This window comes from Vibrio sp. 2CM40D (genome assembly GCF_023161825.1).
GTDB classification, from domain to species: Bacteria; Pseudomonadota; Gammaproteobacteria; order Enterobacterales; family Vibrionaceae; genus Vibrio; species Vibrio alginolyticus.
Map to the genome: position 1 here is coordinate 65,420 of NZ_JALNTL010000014.1, position 16,162 is coordinate 81,581.

Annotated in this window: 14 protein-coding genes; 7 read left to right on the forward strand and 7 right to left on the reverse strand. The window is 46.6% G+C overall.

Going from position 1 to position 16,162, the window contains the following annotated elements:
• Positions 1 to 64: 64 nt before the first annotated feature.
• The 3 genes from MTF70_RS22155 to glyQ all read right to left on the reverse strand — a co-directional run bounded on the left by MTF70_RS22155 (position 65) and on the right by glyQ (position 5,364).
• Entirely contained in the window at positions 65 to 2,149 is a 2,085-nt protein-coding gene (locus MTF70_RS22155; protein WP_205461591.1) for an alpha-amylase, read from the reverse strand.
• A gap of 217 nt (positions 2,150 to 2,366) precedes the next feature.
• A complete protein-coding gene (gene glyS / locus MTF70_RS22160) occupies positions 2,367 to 4,433 on the reverse strand; it encodes a glycine--tRNA ligase subunit beta (protein ID WP_005378875.1) in 2,067 nt (688 codons plus the stop codon).
• Positions 4,434 to 4,446: 13 nt separating this feature from the next.
• Positions 4,447 to 5,364, reverse strand: a complete 918-nt coding sequence (gene glyQ / locus MTF70_RS22165; protein ID WP_005451074.1) for a glycine--tRNA ligase subunit alpha — start codon at positions 5,362 to 5,364, stop codon at positions 4,447 to 4,449.
• A 484-nt stretch (positions 5,365 to 5,848) separates the two neighbouring features.
• Here glyQ and MTF70_RS22170 point away from each other — a divergent pair, with 484 nt between their 5' ends.
• Both MTF70_RS22170 and MTF70_RS22175 read left to right on the forward strand, forming a co-directional pair.
• Positions 5,849 to 6,403: a TMEM165/GDT1 family protein gene (locus tag MTF70_RS22170; protein ID WP_005378877.1), complete on the forward strand. Its 555-nt coding sequence runs from the start codon at positions 5,849 to 5,851 to the stop codon at positions 6,401 to 6,403.
• A gap of 160 nt (positions 6,404 to 6,563) precedes the next feature.
• The gene (locus tag MTF70_RS22175; RefSeq protein ID WP_005378878.1) at positions 6,564 to 6,824 is read left to right on the forward strand and encodes a hypothetical protein; all 261 of its coding nucleotides are present in this window, start codon (positions 6,564 to 6,566) and stop codon (positions 6,822 to 6,824) included.
• Between the two features lie 44 nt (positions 6,825 to 6,868).
• Here the strand turns inward: MTF70_RS22175 and tusA are convergent, their stop codons facing one another.
• The gene (gene tusA, locus MTF70_RS22180) at positions 6,869 to 7,117 is read right to left on the reverse strand and encodes a sulfurtransferase TusA (protein ID WP_005378879.1); all 249 of its coding nucleotides are present in this window, start codon (positions 7,115 to 7,117) and stop codon (positions 6,869 to 6,871) included.
• A gap of 133 nt (positions 7,118 to 7,250) precedes the next feature.
• Between tusA and MTF70_RS22185 the strand changes: the two genes are divergently transcribed.
• Both MTF70_RS22185 and MTF70_RS22190 read left to right on the forward strand, forming a co-directional pair.
• Positions 7,251 to 7,433 (forward strand): hypothetical protein, encoded by a 183-nt coding sequence (locus tag MTF70_RS22185; RefSeq protein WP_005378880.1) that lies wholly within the window; start codon positions 7,251 to 7,253, stop codon positions 7,431 to 7,433.
• 168 nt (positions 7,434 to 7,601) lie between these two features.
• On the forward strand, positions 7,602 to 8,546 hold the full coding sequence (locus MTF70_RS22190; RefSeq protein WP_005378881.1) for a LysR substrate-binding domain-containing protein: 945 nt from the start codon (positions 7,602 to 7,604) through the stop codon (positions 8,544 to 8,546).
• 52 nt (positions 8,547 to 8,598) lie between these two features.
• On the opposite strand, the gene MTF70_RS22195 is transcribed toward MTF70_RS22190, so the two are convergent.
• From MTF70_RS22195 to fadB, 3 genes are all read right to left on the reverse strand, one after another.
• Entirely contained in the window at positions 8,599 to 9,579 is a 981-nt protein-coding gene (locus MTF70_RS22195) for an MDR family oxidoreductase (protein WP_042523906.1), read from the reverse strand.
• 252 nt (positions 9,580 to 9,831) lie between these two features.
• A complete protein-coding gene (fadA, locus tag MTF70_RS22200; RefSeq protein WP_186584583.1) occupies positions 9,832 to 11,007 on the reverse strand; it encodes an acetyl-CoA C-acyltransferase FadA in 1,176 nt (391 codons plus the stop codon).
• Between the two features lie 14 nt (positions 11,008 to 11,021).
• A complete protein-coding gene (gene fadB / locus MTF70_RS22205; protein ID WP_054579435.1) occupies positions 11,022 to 13,193 on the reverse strand; it encodes a fatty acid oxidation complex subunit alpha FadB in 2,172 nt (723 codons plus the stop codon).
• Between the two features lie 261 nt (positions 13,194 to 13,454).
• On the opposite strand from fadB, the gene MTF70_RS22210 reads away from it, so the two are divergent.
• The 3 genes from MTF70_RS22210 to hemG are packed head-to-tail and all read left to right on the forward strand — an operon-like array spanning position 13,455 to position 16,119.
• The gene (locus MTF70_RS22210; RefSeq protein ID WP_005378891.1) at positions 13,455 to 14,078 is read left to right on the forward strand and encodes a YigZ family protein; all 624 of its coding nucleotides are present in this window, start codon (positions 13,455 to 13,457) and stop codon (positions 14,076 to 14,078) included.
• A gap of 46 nt (positions 14,079 to 14,124) precedes the next feature.
• Positions 14,125 to 15,582 (forward strand): TrkH family potassium uptake protein, encoded by a 1,458-nt coding sequence (locus MTF70_RS22215; RefSeq protein WP_005378893.1) that lies wholly within the window; start codon positions 14,125 to 14,127, stop codon positions 15,580 to 15,582.
• A 9-nt stretch (positions 15,583 to 15,591) separates the two neighbouring features.
• Entirely contained in the window at positions 15,592 to 16,119 is a 528-nt protein-coding gene (hemG, locus tag MTF70_RS22220) for a menaquinone-dependent protoporphyrinogen IX dehydrogenase (RefSeq protein WP_054866462.1), read from the forward strand.
• Positions 16,120 to 16,162: the final 43 nt, after the last annotated feature.

The following is a 16,162-nucleotide window of genomic DNA, read 5'->3' on the forward strand; positions in this document are numbered from 1 at the left end:
AAGGGCAAAAAGAACAATAAAAAAGGGAAGCTTATGCTTCCCTTGCTGGTGGAGAGAGTGTGATTTACTCACCGGTGTAAACAATCAACACCTTGTCGTCTTGGTATTGGCGTTCAAACGCGTAATAACCTTCTTGGTTGCGAGTGATGTGCTTACCTTGAGCAACTGCTGGGTGGCGTTTACGGAATTCACCCAACTTTTGCCAATGTTTCAGTAGATCTTCTCGCTCGCCATGAATCTTATCCCATGGCATATCTGAGCGTGTGCCTTGGTGGGCGTCTGAACCAGTAATGCCAAAATCACGAGCTATCTCATCACCGTAATAGATCTGTACTGCACCCGGAGCCAGCATCAGAGCATTTGCCGCACGTGCTTGGTCATCAAAGCTGCGGCTGCGAGCTGACCAAAACAGTTGTGTATCGTGTGAAGACAGGTAGCTCAACACATTGAACTCAGGATCGGTATTGATGCGCTCTGCATAGCGGCGGTAATCATTATCAAGTTGAGCGAAACACTTCAGCGCTTTTGGTGCCACATCAGATTGGAACTCGAAGTTGATGATGGAATCGAAGCCGTTATCGAAATACGGGCTCTTCACTACGCTGTGTGCCCACACTTCACCTGTCATCCAGAAAGGTAGGTCATCCAAGGCTTTGTCCGGGTTGTTTTGTTTCCATTGAGCAAGCGCTTGGGTGGTGCTGGCTTTCAACTCTGCCCACGCTTCCATTTCAACGTGTTTAGCGGTGTCGACACGGAAGCCGTCAATGCCATAGTCGCGCACCCAATCGGATAACCAGGTAATCATGTGTTCACGTGGGGTTTGCAGCTCATCTTGCGCATTGGTGTCTTTATTGCGGAAGAAGTTTGGTAATCCGGTTTTCTGAGTTGATTCGGTTTTGAGATCCGGTAGGTAGTTCAAAGACATGGTGATGTCGTTGTAGCCCGGAGCATCGTAGTCGCCAATATCGGTGCGGATCCAATCTTTGCCCCACCATTTATCCCACGCTTCGCTATCACCGTATTTGATGTAGTCGTTGAAGCTGTGCCAGCTTTGTCCTGATTTTGGCTGCCAGTCGGTCCATTTTTCACCAAGGACTTCTTTGGCTTCTTGGTCATCAAGGTAAAGCTGACCAAATCCGAATTCCTGCATGTCTGCTAATGTCGCATAACCTGTGTGGTTCATGACCACATCCCAAATCACGCGGATACCTTTCTTATGGGCAGTATCGACGAAGGTTCTGAGTTCATCTTCGGTACCCATGTTGGCATCAAGCTTGGTCCAATCTTGGTGATAGTAGCCGTGGTAGCCGTAGTGCTTAAAGTCGCCTTTATCGCCGCCGCCAACCCAGCCGTGGATTTGTTCCAGTGGTGAGGTTATCCAGATAGCATTGACACCAAGTGATTCGATGTAATCGAGTTTTTTCGTTAGACCCGCTAAGTCACCACCGTGGAAGGTACCAATCTCATATTTTCCGTCTTTGCTGCGACCGTAGCTGTTGTCGTTGTCTGGGTTGCCATTGTAGAAGCGGTCGGTCATGACGAAGTACACCGTCGCATTGTCCCAACTGAACGGTTTGTCGGCTTGCTGTTCAACTTCTTCTAGCAGCAATAGACCTTGGCTCATAGGACCCGGTTGCATGGTGACGCTGCCATTGGCGACAGTGGTTTCTTGTCCGGTTAAGGCATCACGAACGACAGTGCCATCATTAAAGGTTTGGGCAACGTTGATGGTTTTTGGCGTGTCAGTTGCGACAGGGCAAGAGTAGGTGATGTCCTGACTCTGTTTTGGTTTGATTTTTACCGTTAGCTCGTTGGTGGTTGGGTTGAGCGTAAATTGATAGGTATTGGCTTTGAAGATGCGCAGCGGCATTTGTGCATCAGTGGCGCAGTTATCCATTTTTAATGGACGATTGAATTTGATGCGATCTTCTTCTGCTAGGGCAAAGCTACTGCCACAGCTTTGATTGCTGTCAGCAATGGTAAAGCTATAACTGCCTTTTTCGAGTTTTTGCTCGGCGACAAGTAAGCCCTGTGAGTTTTCCTCAAAAACAGCGGTGTCATCACCAACGCTTAATACGATGGCATTTTCTGGAATCTGGCTGCAGGCGCTCAGTAGACCGATAGAGAGTGCGAGAATTGTTTTTTTCATTGTGTCCTTCCCCCGAATAAACAGTCCAGTTATAGCAAAACTGTGCCTCTACAATCCGAGCTCTACACCAACAAGTTAAACGCGTCTCACCCTACAAATTTTAGTCTTGTTCACAAAATGAATAATAAGCATCACCTTCATCGGTTTGAAGGCAACAAAAAAGGGAAGCATCTGCTTCCCTTTTACTTATTTCTTAATCACTTCGAAGAGCAATGAATTACTTTTGAAGCAAAGAAATATCTGCGATCTGTAGGAACAGGTTACGCAGGTTGTTCAGAAGTGTCAGACGGTTCTTCTTAAGTGCTTCGTCGTCTGCCATTACCATTACGTTATCGAAAAACGCATCAACTGGTTCACGTAGGTCAGCTAGCTTGCTTAGGGCTTCTTGGTAGTTACCAGTAGCAAATGCTGGCTCTAGCGCTTCTGTCATTACTTCAACGCTTTCTGCTAGTGCTTTCTCTGCGTCTTCTTGTAGAAGTGCTAGGTCGATGTCTGCTGCTAGTTCGCCGTCGAATTTCGCTAGGATGTTACCTACACGTTTGTTCGCTGCTGCTAGAGACTCTGCCGCTTCTAGCTCACGGAAGTGAGAAACCGCTTTAACTCGTTGGTCGAAGTCTGCTGGTTTTGTAGGACGACGCGCTAGAACCGCTTGAATGATGTCTACGCTGAAGCCTTCGTCTTGGTACCAAGCACGGAAACGACCAAGCATGAACTCGATAACGTCTTGCTCAACGTTGTCGTTGGTTAGGCGATCGCCAAATAGTGACTTCGCTTTCGCTACTAGGTCAACAAGATCTAGGTTGTAGCCGTATTCAACGATGATACGTAGTACACCTAGAGATGCGCGGCGTAGTGCGAATGGGTCGCTGCCTTTAGGCGCTTGACCAATACCGAAGATACCTACGATAGTGTCTAGCTTGTCTGCCATTGCAACTGCAGTTGAAACGCCGTTTGATGGCAGTTCATCACCTGCGAAACGAGGCATGTATTGCTCGTTCAGTGCGACTGCAACTTCTTCTGCTTCACCGTCGTGGCGAGCATAGTGCATACCCATAACACCTTGAGTATCCGTGAATTCGAATACCATTGAGGTCATTAGGTCACATTTTGCTAGTAGACCAGCACGCTTTGATTTCTCAACGTCAGCACCGATTTGCTCAGCAATGTAGCCAGCAAGTTCTGTGATGCGGTCTGTTTTGTCTTTGATCGTCCCCAGTTGCTTTTGGAAGATCGCTTGCTCTAGTTCAGGCAGACGGTCGATAAGCGGACGCTTACGGTCTGTGTTGAAGAAGAACTCTGCGTCAGCAAGACGAGGACGAACCACTTTCTCGTTACCTTCGATTACGTAACGAGGCTCTTTTGATTCGATGTTCGATACGAAGATGAAGTTAGGTAGTAGCTTCTTGTTTTCGTCGTAAACAGGGAAGTATTTTTGGTCACCTTTCATGGTGTAAACCAATGCTTCAGAAGGTACTTTTAGGAACTCTTCTTCAAACTTCGCTGTTAGTACCACTGGCCATTCAACCAGAGACGTTACTTCTTCTACTAAGTCATCTTCTAGGTCAGCGATACCGCCAACTGCTGCTGCCGCTTTTTGTGCGTCAGCTAGGATGATTGCTTTACGCGCTTCGTAATCTGCCATTACTTTACCGCGCTCTTCTAGGATCGCAGGGTATTGCTCAGCAGAATCGATAGTAAACTCTTGCTCACCCATGAAGCGGTGACCACGGATAGTGCGGTCTGAAGCAACACCAAGGATCTCGCCTTCGATTAGGTCGCTGCCCATTAGCATGGTTAGCGTCTTAACTGGACGGATAAATTGAGTCGTTTTGTTACCCCAGCGCATTGGTTTTGCGATAGGTAGGTTTGCTAGTGCTTTCGCTGCAAGTTCAACGACGATCTCAGACGTTGGCTGACCTTTCACTTCTTGTTTGAACAGTAGCCATTCACCTTTGTCTGTAACCATGCGCTCTGCTTGGTCAACCGTGATGCCACAACCGCGTGCCCAGCCTTGAGCCGCTTTTGTTGGGTTGCCTTCTGCGTCAAATGCTGCAGAAACCGCAGGACCACGTTTTTCAACAACTTTGTCAGACTGGCTGTCTGCTAGTGCAGCGACTTTAAGTGCAAGACGACGAGGCGCCGCGAACCATTTCACGCCTTCGTGAGCAAGCTCAGCGCCTTTTAGTTCTGCTTCGAAGTTTGCTGCGAATGCTTCAGCTAGAGTGCGAAGTTGCGTTGGTGGTAGCTCTTCTGTACCTAGCTCGATTAGAAATTCTTTTGCCATGTTACTCTACCCCTTACGCTTGTTCTTTCTTACACATTGGGAAGCCAAGAGCTTCACGCGATGCGTAGTATGCTTCTGCAACTGCTTTCGTCAGGTTGCGGATGCGTAGGATGTAACGTTGGCGTTCAGTTACTGAGATCGCTTTACGCGCGTCTAGTAGGTTGAATGCGTGACCAGCTTTTAGGATGCGCTCGTAAGCAGGTAGTGGCAGTGGCTTTTCAAGCTCAAGCAGCTCTTTACACTCTTTCTCACACTGTTCGAAGAAACCAAATAGGAAATCAACGTCTGCGTGCTCGAAGTTGTAAGTTGATTGCTCTACTTCGTTTTGGTGGAAGATGTCACCGTAAGTCACTTTGCTGCCGTCTGGCGCGATGTTCCAAACTAGGTCGTAAACAGAGTCTACTTCTTGGATGTACATTGCTAGACGTTCGATACCGTAAGTGATCTCACCAGTTACTGGCTTACACTCAAGACCACCAACTTGCTGGAAGTAAGTAAACTGAGTCACTTCCATGCCGTTTAGCCAAACTTCCCAGCCCAGACCCCATGCGCCTAGTGTTGGGTTTTCCCAGTTGTCTTCTACGAAACGGATGTCGTGTACAAGAGGGTCAATACCAAGAACTTCAAGGGAGCCAAGGTACAACTCTTGAATATTGTCAGGCGATGGTTTTAGCGCTACTTGGAATTGGTAGTAGTGCTGAAGACGGTTAGGGTTTTCACCGTAACGGCCATCAGTAGGACGACGTGAAGGTTGTACGTAAGCTGTCGACATTGGCTCTGGGCCAAGCGCTCGTAGACAGGTCATTGGGTGAGAGGTACCCGCACCCACTTCCATATCTAGCGGTTGAACAATGGTACAACCATTTTGAGCCCAATAATCCTGCAGCGCGAGGATCATTCCCTGGAAGGTTTTGATATCGTATTTTTGCATAAGTCAGGTTCGCGCGATTCTCTTGTTACTCGTTAATTCGTCATCTATGCCGAGTTTTTCAACTCTAACAACGGCGATAAAGAGTAATTACGGTTGAATAAATTAACAATCTAGTATAACCAGATATTGAGCATGGGAGTAGAGCTAATCTTGATTAATTCGTGGGCGATTTTCTCCTTTAATGAATTTTTACCGCGTTATCTGCTGTATTTTTCCTAAAAGGGAGTTTTTGCCTGCTTTGGCTCTTGAGAAGCGCAACAAAGGTGGCTAGAATTGCGCCTGTCTTTGGGGAGTAGCTTACCTGATGAAGTTTCTGTTTCATCTGGTTCGTCCGTCAACATAATTGGTGCAAAATCACCATGGCGTTCGAGACTTGAAGCCTTTCAAGTTTAGCAAGACCTTAGACAAATCATCACGAACCGGGGTAGGGGCGTGAGGTTTGTCTTCGGTTAAAAATAATAATCCCTGCCCCAATGAGCATGTCGTGAGCGTTTTAGCTATTTCAATTACTACTGTAGCGTTAGCAGAAATTGGCGATAAGACCCAATTGCTATCTCTATTACTCGCAAGTCGTTACCGAAAACCAATCCCAATTATTGCAGCAATCTTTTTGGCAACTATTGCCAACCACGCTTTGGCTGCATGGTTAGGTGTGGTTGTCGCAGACTATCTATCACCTGAGATTTTAAAGTGGGTGCTGGTGGTCAGTTTTGTCGCGATGGCGGCTTGGGTTCTGATCCCGGACAAACTGGATGATGACGAACAGATTTCTAATCGAGGCCCATTTATTGCCAGCTTTATCGCGTTCTTCGTTGCGGAGATAGGCGATAAAACTCAGATCGCCACTTCCATCTTAGGGGCGCAATACGCGGATGCGTTAAGTTTGGTGATTATCGGTACCACAATCGGTATGCTGCTGGCGAATGTTCCTGTGGTCCTGATTGGTAAATTGTCGGCCGACAAGATGCCTTTAGGGCTGATCCGTAAAATCACCGCATTTTTGTTTATTGCTCTGGCAATAGGGGCTGCACTGTTCTGATTTTTTGCACGTGAAATGATGTGAGTTATCAATCATTAGTGGCGTGCTGCGCGAGTTCAAACTCTGACTCTAAATCGTTCCGTTGCGTGACGGATGACATATAAGTGTCATACTTGTCATGGTAGTTTAATGGTGTGAATGATAGCGAGAGGGCAAGTTTATGCTTACACGTTACATGGGGATGTCCCCGAAGAGTCAGAGTTATTTATTCACTTTTGGTTTAGCGCTGTGTTTACTAGCGATGGTGCTAACTGATATGTGGTTACCGATTGTAGCAGGATCGTTCGTTCTTACTGGATTGACAGTAGAAGCGTGGATTCGTGTCGCTCACATCATTCCTATGCATGAAGAGATGCGGGCAATGAAGAAACAACTTAACAAGCTCCAATCAGAAGTTCGCACACTCGAATACGATGAATAAACAAACGGCAGCCAATATTGGCTGCCGTTTTTAGTTCGACCAGATTATTCCAATCCTTTCTTGATCAGGTACTGATACGGAACTTGCTCCGTTTGTGCCGCAACTAATTGGTGGTCCATAAAGCGGCAGAAACTCGGAATGTCTCGAGTTGTGGATGGATCGTCTGCTTTGACCAGCAAAATCTCACCATCTTGCATGTTGCGAATTGTCTTCCTGACCATCATCACTGGCTCTGGGCAGCGCAGTCCTTCCGCCTCTAATGTCTTGTTTGCCAGTTCAGGATTAAAGCTCATAGTGTGATTCTCGTAACTAACTGAGCGTTGAATTTTACTTTCGTTGAAAAAATATTCAATAACCACTTGGCAAACCGAATTTTTTGTTTTACCTTAAATTAACAATTTGGTAACAACTGGCAAGGGAGAGGCAATGTTAACAGCGTTAGACAGACTTACGATTTACTCAGTGCTGTGTTTTATCTCGTTTTGTGCATTGGTACTCAGGACGCCAGCTGACACCTCTTTGACGCCTCTAGTAGGCATGGTTGCCACTATTATTGGGATTTGGATCGAGATGCGCAGATGGTCTGGCGCATCTGAGCAAGAAAATTAGCGCTTCTTGCTTGGATCAGAATGCTTTTAATAACGCTCACCTATTTTTTACCGACACTTCATTCCGACACTATCCCCATTTTTCTTGGGCTTCCCCGCTGAAAGGCGGGATTTTTTTTGCCTAAAGAGTACAATTTACCCAAACACATACAAAATAAGTGGCTAATTCGTGGAACTGGAAGACATCTATCGCCGAGATTTAAATTTACTGGTTGCGTTGCGAGTACTGATAGAAGAAAACAGTGTCAGTAAGGCGGCAACACGTCTGAACTTGAGTCAATCGGCAATGAGTCGTGTGCTTGGTCGTCTACGTGACTTGTTGGGAGACCCGCTGTTTACTCGTCAGGGACAGCATTTGATCCCAACTCAGAAAGCGTTAGAGATCGATCGCTCATTGGGCGAACCATTAGAGTCTTTACGTCAGTTGTTATCTCCGGTTGAGTTTGACCCATTGCAATGCGTGCAGACTTTCAACATCGTGACCACCGACTATGCCATGCAAACAATCTTACCGTTCGCTTTGCCGAGAATTTACCAAGAAGCGCCAAACGTGTCTTTCAACTTCTTACCACTGCAACACGACCGTTTATCAGATCAGCTCACTTATGAAGGTGCAGACTTAGCGATTTGTCGCCCGACAGGCCCGGTGGAGCCTCTACGCAGTGAAGTGTTGGGGCGAGTGGGGGTGCTGTGTATGCTTTCAAAACAGCATCCATTAGCGGATAAAGAAATGAGCTTGGATGATTATCTGAGTCATCCACATGCCATGATCGCCATCAGTGATGGTGTTAAGGCACTGATCGAACAAGCTTTGATGGAGAAACCTAAGCGTAAAATGGTTCTGCGGGCTTATCATTTAGAAGCCGCATTGGCGATCATGGATACCTTGCCAATTATCATCACAGTGCCAGCGGACTTGGCGTATCTGGTTGCCGAGCGTTATGACTTAGTGGTGAAACCGTTACCATTCCAATTCACGCCGTTTGAATACTCGATGATTTGGCATGCGCGTTGCGAGCATTCTCCCGCTCAAGAATGGTTAAGAACGATTGTGCGTGAAGAGTGTAGCCGTCTGATAGCTAAACGTATCGAAGATATGGGACTGAACTGCTAACAAAAAAGAGCCAGCAAAGCCGGCTCTTCGTCTGTTTACACTGAGTCAGTGTTTATAGCTTGATAACCACACGACCCGTTACTTGACCGTTGGTGATGTCTTCTGCATATTTCGGTGCTTCAGCAAGAGCAACTTCAGTACACGCTTGCTCGAAGTAGCTGTCTGGTAGTAGCTCGACCAGCTTTTCCCATGCAGCGATACGTTTCTCTGTTGGGCACATTACTGAGTCCACACCTTGTAGGCGAACATTACGTAGGATGAACGGCATCACTGTGGTTGGTAGATCAAAACCACCAGCAAGACCACAAGCTGCAACTGCACTGTTGTAATCCATTTGCGCCAATACTTTAGCCAGTACTTTGCTGCCTACAGTATCAACCGCACCTGCCCATACTTGCTTTTCAAGTGGACGTGCTAGTTCTTCAAATTCAGTACGGTCGATGATGCGGCTAGCACCTAGTTTTTCAAGTAGCGGGCCATTTTTTTCTACACGACCTGTCACTGCAGCAACTTTGTAGCCAAGCTGTGCTAGAAGCGTTACTGCGACTGAGCCTACACCGCCACTTGCGCCAGTTACTAGGATTTCGCCATTTTCAGGTTTGATGCCTGCATCAAGCAGTGCTTGAACACACAGCATACCAGTGAAGCCAGCAGTACCAACCATCATTGCTTTCTTGCTGTCTAGACCTTTTGGTAGTGGTACTAGCCAATCCGCTTTTAGACGAGCACGCTGAGACATACCACCCCAGTGGTTTTCACCCACGCCCCAGCCAGTAAGGACAACTTTGTCACCAGCTTGGTAGCGGTCGTCTTCTGAGCTTACTACCGTACCTGCTAGGTCAATACCTGGCACCATCGGGAAGTTACGGATGATTTTACCTTTACCTGTGATCGCAAGACCGTCTTTGTAGTTTAACGATGAGTAATCAACGTCAATCAGAACGTCGCCTTCAGGCAGTTGTGTTTCATCGATTTGCTCGATGTTAGCGATAGTACGTTTGTCTTCTTGATTTAGAACTAGAGCATTAAACATAAGGTTCTCCGATTGTGCGGTAGCATGACTCTGGGTCACATGCAGCAAGATATCAACTGGTCTAAGTGTATGTCTTCTTTGTCTATGAATAAAATGAAACTTGAGCATTTAATGTATGCTCTTCATGCATGTTTGATGTAAAACAAAAAGGGCGACATCAATTGTCGCCCTTAAGTGTAATACTAAAAATTTTATTATTAGTTCATTTGCTTATGATTGTTGGCTCGATCACTACAACAACGTCTTGAACTGTTATGGTCGTTCAAATACTGTCGCAATGCCCTGACCCAAACCGATACACATGGTGGCCAGACCATATTTCGCGTCTTTCGCTTCCATTAGGTTGATCAACGTTGTTGAGATACGTGAACCAGAACAGCCTAGTGGATGACCCAATGCTATCGCACCACCGTTAAGGTTGACTTTCTCATCCATAACATCAAGCAGGCCTAAGTCTTTAGCACACGGCAGAGACTGCGCGGCAAATGCTTCGTTTAGCTCAACCACATCCATGTCTTCAATTGAAAGACCAGCACGCTTGAGCGCTTTTTTCGTCGCAGGTACAGGACCGTAACCCATAATAGAAGGATCGCAGCCCGCAATGGCCATGCCTTTAATACGTGCACGAATCTTCAAACCAAGCTCATTGGCTTTCTCTTCACTCATGATCAACATCGCTGATGCACCATCGGACAGAGCCGATGATGTACCGGCTGTTACTGTACCGTTTGCTGGGTCGAACACTGGGCGAAGTTGAGATAGACCTTCAACGGATGTTTCAGGGCGAATCACTTCGTCGTAATCCAGAGTGAACAGTGTGCCGTCTGCTGCGTGGCCTTCAATTGGTAGAATTTCATTTTTAAAACGACCCTCTACGGTTGCTGCGTGCGCACGAGCGTGAGAGCGAGCGGCAAAATCGTCTTGTTGCTCACGGCTAATACCATGTAATTTACCAAGCATTTCAGCCGTTAAGCCCATCATGCCCGCAGCTTTTGCTACGTTCTTTGACATACCTGGGTGAAAGTCTACACCGTGGTTCATTGGCACATGCCCCATGTGCTCAACACCACCAATTAGGCAGATTTCAGCATCGCCAGTCATGATGGCACGTGTACCATCGTGAAGCGCTTGCATGGATGAACCACACAAGCGGTTCACCGTCACGGCGCCAATTTCAATCGGCAGGCCCGCGAGTAGCGCGGCATTACGTGCAACGTTAAAGCCTTGCTCTAGTGTTTGCTGTACACAGCCCCAGTAGATGTCTTCAATCTCGCTTGGGTTCACTTGTGGGTTACGCGCAAGAATGCCTTTCATTAGGCGCGCAGATAGATCTTCTGCTCGTGTATGACGGAAAGCACCACCTTTAGAGCGACCCATTGGAGTACGTAGACAATCGACTACGACAACATTTCTTGTTTGATTAGTCATTTTAGAATCCCTCCTTAGATAGAACCTTGCTGTTGTGCACCGTAAAAGCTTTCACCTTTCGCCGCCATATCAATCAGCATTTGCGGTACTTGGTACATCGCACCTAGCTCGGCGTGTTGTTTTGCCATTTCAACGTATTCAGCAATACCCACGCTGTCTAGATAGCGGAATACGCCACCGCGGAATGGAGGGAAACCAAGACCATAAACCAACGCCATATCTGCTTCCTGCGGAGTCGCGATGATGCCTTCTTGTAGGCACAGCACCACTTCGTTGATCATTGGAATCATCATACGTTGAATGATGGTCTGATCGTCAAAGTCCTGCTTATCGGCACAAACGTCAGCAAGTACCGGTAAGATCGCTTCGGAGAAGGTTTTCTTCGGCTTACCTTTTTTATCTATGGTGTAGCTGTAGAAGCCATTACCATTTTTCTGACCATATTTGTCTGCTTCGAACAGTGCATCAATCGCATCACGACCTTGTTTACCCATACGCTCAGGGAAACCGTCAGCCATCACAGCTTGTGCGTGGTGCGCGGTATCAATGCCGACTACGTCAAGCAAGTACGCCGGTCCCATCGGCCAGCCAAACTTACGCTCCATGACTTTGTCGATTTTCGTAAAGTCAGCACCATCACGAAGTAGCATGCTGAAGCCGCCAAAGTATGGGAACAATACGCGGTTAACGAAGAACCCTGGGCAGTCATTAACGACAATTGGTGATTTGCCCATTTTCGCAGCATACGCCACAACACGATTGATGGTTTCATCAGAGGTGTGCTCACCACGGATGATCTCAACAAGAGGCATACGATGCACTGGGTTGAAGAAGTGCATACCACAGAAGTTTTCTGGGCGTTTTAGTGATTTTGCCAATAGGTTGATAGGAATCGTCGAGGTGTTTGAGGTGATAACGGTGTCGTCACCGACATGGGACTCAACTTCACTCAAAACTGCTGCTTTTACTTTCGGGTTTTCAACGACAGCTTCAACAATCACATCAGAGTTTTCAATACCTGCGTAATGTAAGCTCGGTGTGATTGACGCTAAAATACCCGCCATCTTAAAGCCATCAATGCGACCGCGAGATAAGCGTTTATTCAGCAGCTTAGATGCTTCAGTCATGCCTAGGTCGAGCGATGCTTGCGCGATGTCTTTCATTAAGACTGGCACACCTTTTAGCGCTGATTGGTAAGCAATGCCGCCACCCATGATACCTGCACCTAATACGGCTGCACGTTGCGTGTCTTTACTTGCTGACTTCGCTGCTTTTTTCGCAATGCCTTTGATGTATTGATCATTAAGGAATAGGCCAACGAGTGATTTTGCTTCTTCCGATTTAGCCAATTTCACGAAGTGCTTACGTTCAATGTCTAACGCTTCATTACGTGCAAAGCGAGCACCTTCTTCAATCGTGATAACGGCTGTCATTGGGGCAGGGTAGTGAGGACCTGCTTTTTGTGCCACCAGACCCTTCGCCATGGTGAAGCTCATCATTGATTCAAGCTTACTCAGCGTTAGAGGCGATGTTTTCTGTGCTCGGCGTGCTTGCCAGTCAAGTTTCTCATTAATTGCAGAGTTAAGAGTTTGTAGTGCTGATTCGTATAAAGCATCAGTCTCTACAACAGCATCGAGTAAGCCAATTTTCAATGCTTCATCAGCTCGGCATGCTTTACCTTGGGTGATGATTTCCATTGCGCTGTCTGCGCCAATAACGCGAGGTAAGCGTACACAACCACCAAAGCCCGGCATGATTCCCAGTTTCGTTTCTGGTAGGCCGATGCTGGTGGTTTTGTCACCAATACGCATGTCTGTTGCTAGCACACATTCACAACCGCCACCAAGAGCGTGGCCTTTGATCACTGAGATGGTCGGAACGGGTAAGTCTTCTAATTTGTTAAAGATGCTATTAGCAAATTGCAGCCATTGGTCGAGCTCGGCATCCGTTTTAGCAAACAGACCTAAAAACTCGGTAATGTCTGCGCCTACAATGAATGCGTCTTTATCTGAAGTGAGCAACAACCCCTTGAGGCCTTGATGGGCAATGAGCGCATCAAGAGCTTTATCTAGCGATTCTAATGTCGCTAGGTCGAGTTTGTTGACGGATTTTGGAGAGCAGAAGCTTAGCTCTGCAATACCATCTTGTATTTCCTTTACCTGTAGGGTTTCGGCTTGGTAAATCATTGTCTATCTCCATGACATACAATCGTGGATTGTCTGTATACCTATTTCAACGACGCCGTGTACCTCGGCAAATAGGTATCGAGGAAGTCGTTTTATTTTTGTTCTGGTTTGACCAGTAAGGTTAGTTTGGATCGTGGATTGTTTAATTTCAATACATTTTTTAAACAAGTGTTTAACATTGTGCGCTGTGGCAGATCTTATGCGACGGGTAAATCACACTCGTGATAGACTTCAGGCAAATAGACATGAATCCATAATCCTATGAATGACAAGCCTTATCTGATTCCAGCAGAGCCCGCTCAATTTGAAGAAGAAATTAAAAAGAGCGTCTTCATTACTTATTTGGCACACACGCCAAGTATCGAAGCTGCAAAAGCATTTGTTGATCAAATCAAAGCTAAACACGCTGATGCTAGACATAACTGTTGGGGCTTTGTTGCTGGTCGACCAGAAGATTCGATGAAGTGGGGCTTTAGTGATGATGGAGAACCTTCAGGGACGGCAGGCAAACCAATCCTGGCGCAGCTGTCTGGATCTGGGGTGGGGGAGATCACGGCTGTGGTCACGCGATACTCTGGTGGAATCAAGTTAGGTACAGGCGGCTTGGTTAAAGCGTATGGGGGTGGGGTTCAACAAGCGCTCAAGCTGCTTCAAACTATTGAGAAAAAAATAACCACAAAGCTCAGACTAACGTTAGACTATGGGTTTATGCCTATCGCACAATCAATCATGCCGCAATTTGGTGCGATAGAAGTCGAGGCTGAATACAGCGATCAGGTCGTATTAGTGGTGGAAATTGAGCTTCGAGAAGTGAGCGCGTTTACCCAAGCAATCATCAATAAAAGCGGGGCAAAGGCAATTGTCACTCCGCTAGACGGACAATAATGAAAAACAGGAAGCAACAGGGACAGCTTCGCTAGTCAATTTATCCATGCAATTTCGTTCAATTATTCGAATCGTCGGGCTACTGCTCGCACTCTTTAGTGTCACTATGCTTGCGCCAGCACTCGTTGCGCTGATCTATCGAGATGGTGCTGGTGTGCCTTTTGTCACGACATTTTTTGTTCTGCTGTTTTGTGGGGCCGTTTGTTGGTACCCAAACCGCAGGTATAAGCACGAGCTTAAAGCTCGAGATGGCTTTCTTATTGTCGTCTTATTCTGGACAGTACTTGGCAGTGCAGGCTCGATCCCCTTTCTCATTGCTGACAATCCGAACGTCTCAGTGACAGATGCGTTTTTTGAATCGTTTTCTGCTCTCACGACGACCGGGGCGACCGTTATTGTTGGTTTGGATGAGTTACCTAAAGCGATTCTATTCTATCGACAGTTACTGCAGTGGTTCGGCGGTATGGGAATCATCGTATTAGCGGTGGCGATTTTGCCAGTACTTGGCATCGGTGGTATGCAGCTTTACCGCGCCGAGATCCCAGGTCCAGTCAAGGATACTAAAGTGACGCCGCGCATAGCAGAAACTGCTAAGGCGCTTTGGTACATCTATTTGAGCCTGACTATCGCCTGTGCTTCGGCTTTTTGGTTAGCTGGTATGACGCCATTTGATGCCATCAGTCACAGCTTTTCCACCATTGCCATTGGTGGCTTCTCTACCCACGATGCCAGCATCGGATACTTTGATAGTTACGCGATTAACCTGATTACGGTAGTTTTTCTGCTTATATCTGCATGTAATTACACACTGCACTTTGCTGCATTTGCATCAGGTGGCGTACATCCCAAGTATTACTGGAAAGATCCTGAGTTTCGCGCCTTCTTGTTTATTCAAGTGCTGCTATTTATCATTTGCTTTCTATTATTACTGAAACATCACTCTTACACATCGACATACGATGCTTTCGATCAGGCTCTGTTCCAAACCGTATCAATATCCACAACAGCGGGCTTTACGACAACAGGTTTTGCGGATTGGCCGCTCTTCTTACCTGTGCTGTTATTGTTCTCTTCCTTTATAGGTGGTTGTGCTGGTTCAACAGGCGGCGGCATGAAAGTGATCCGTATCCTGCTTCTTACCTTACAAGGTGCGCGTGAACTAAAACGTTTAGTCCATCCACGCGCGGTTTACACCATCAAAGTAGGTGGCAGTGCCCTACCGCAACGTGTTGTCGATGCGGTTTGGGGTTTCTTCTCCGCATACGCATTGGTATTTGTGGTTTGTATGTTGGGGTTGATTGCAACAGGAATGGATGAGCTCAGTGCGTTCTCGGCGGTGGCTGCGACTCTGAACAACCTCGGTCCTGGCTTGGGAGAAGTGGCGCTTCACTTTGGTGATGTTAACGACAAAGCAAAATGGGTATTAATAGTTTCTATGCTGTTTGGTCGTTTGGAAATCTTTACCTTACTTATTCTACTTACGCCGACGTTTTGGCGTAGCTAAGGGGAAATCGTGGCAAAAGCATTATTTCTATACTCTTCCCGCGAAGGGCAGACTAAAAAAATTCTCCACTATATAGATGAACAACTTCCAGATTTCGATTGTGAGCTGGTGGATTTACATAATGTCGAGACGATTGACTTCAGCCAATACGACAGAGTATTGATAGGCGCCTCTATTCGCTATGGCCATCTTAATAAAAAGCTATACCAGTTTATTGAGCGAAACCTCAATCAATTGGAGCAAAATAAAGTGGCATTTTTCTGCGTAAACCTAACCGCTCGTAAAGAGGACCAAGGAAAGGATACACCTGAAGGTAGTGCCTACATTCGCAAGTTCCTAATTAAGTCGCCTTGGAAACCAACGCTAATCGGTGTTTTTGCTGGTGCACTTTATTACCCACGTTATAGCTGGTTCGACAGAACTATGATTAGGTTCATTATGTCGATGACGGGTGGCGAAACCGATACGACCAAAGAGGTGGAGTACACCAATTGGGAAAAAGTGGCTCTTTTCGCAGATAAATTTAGAAAACTGTAGAAATAACGTGCTCTTTTGACCGCTTTTGATGCAAATTTATCCG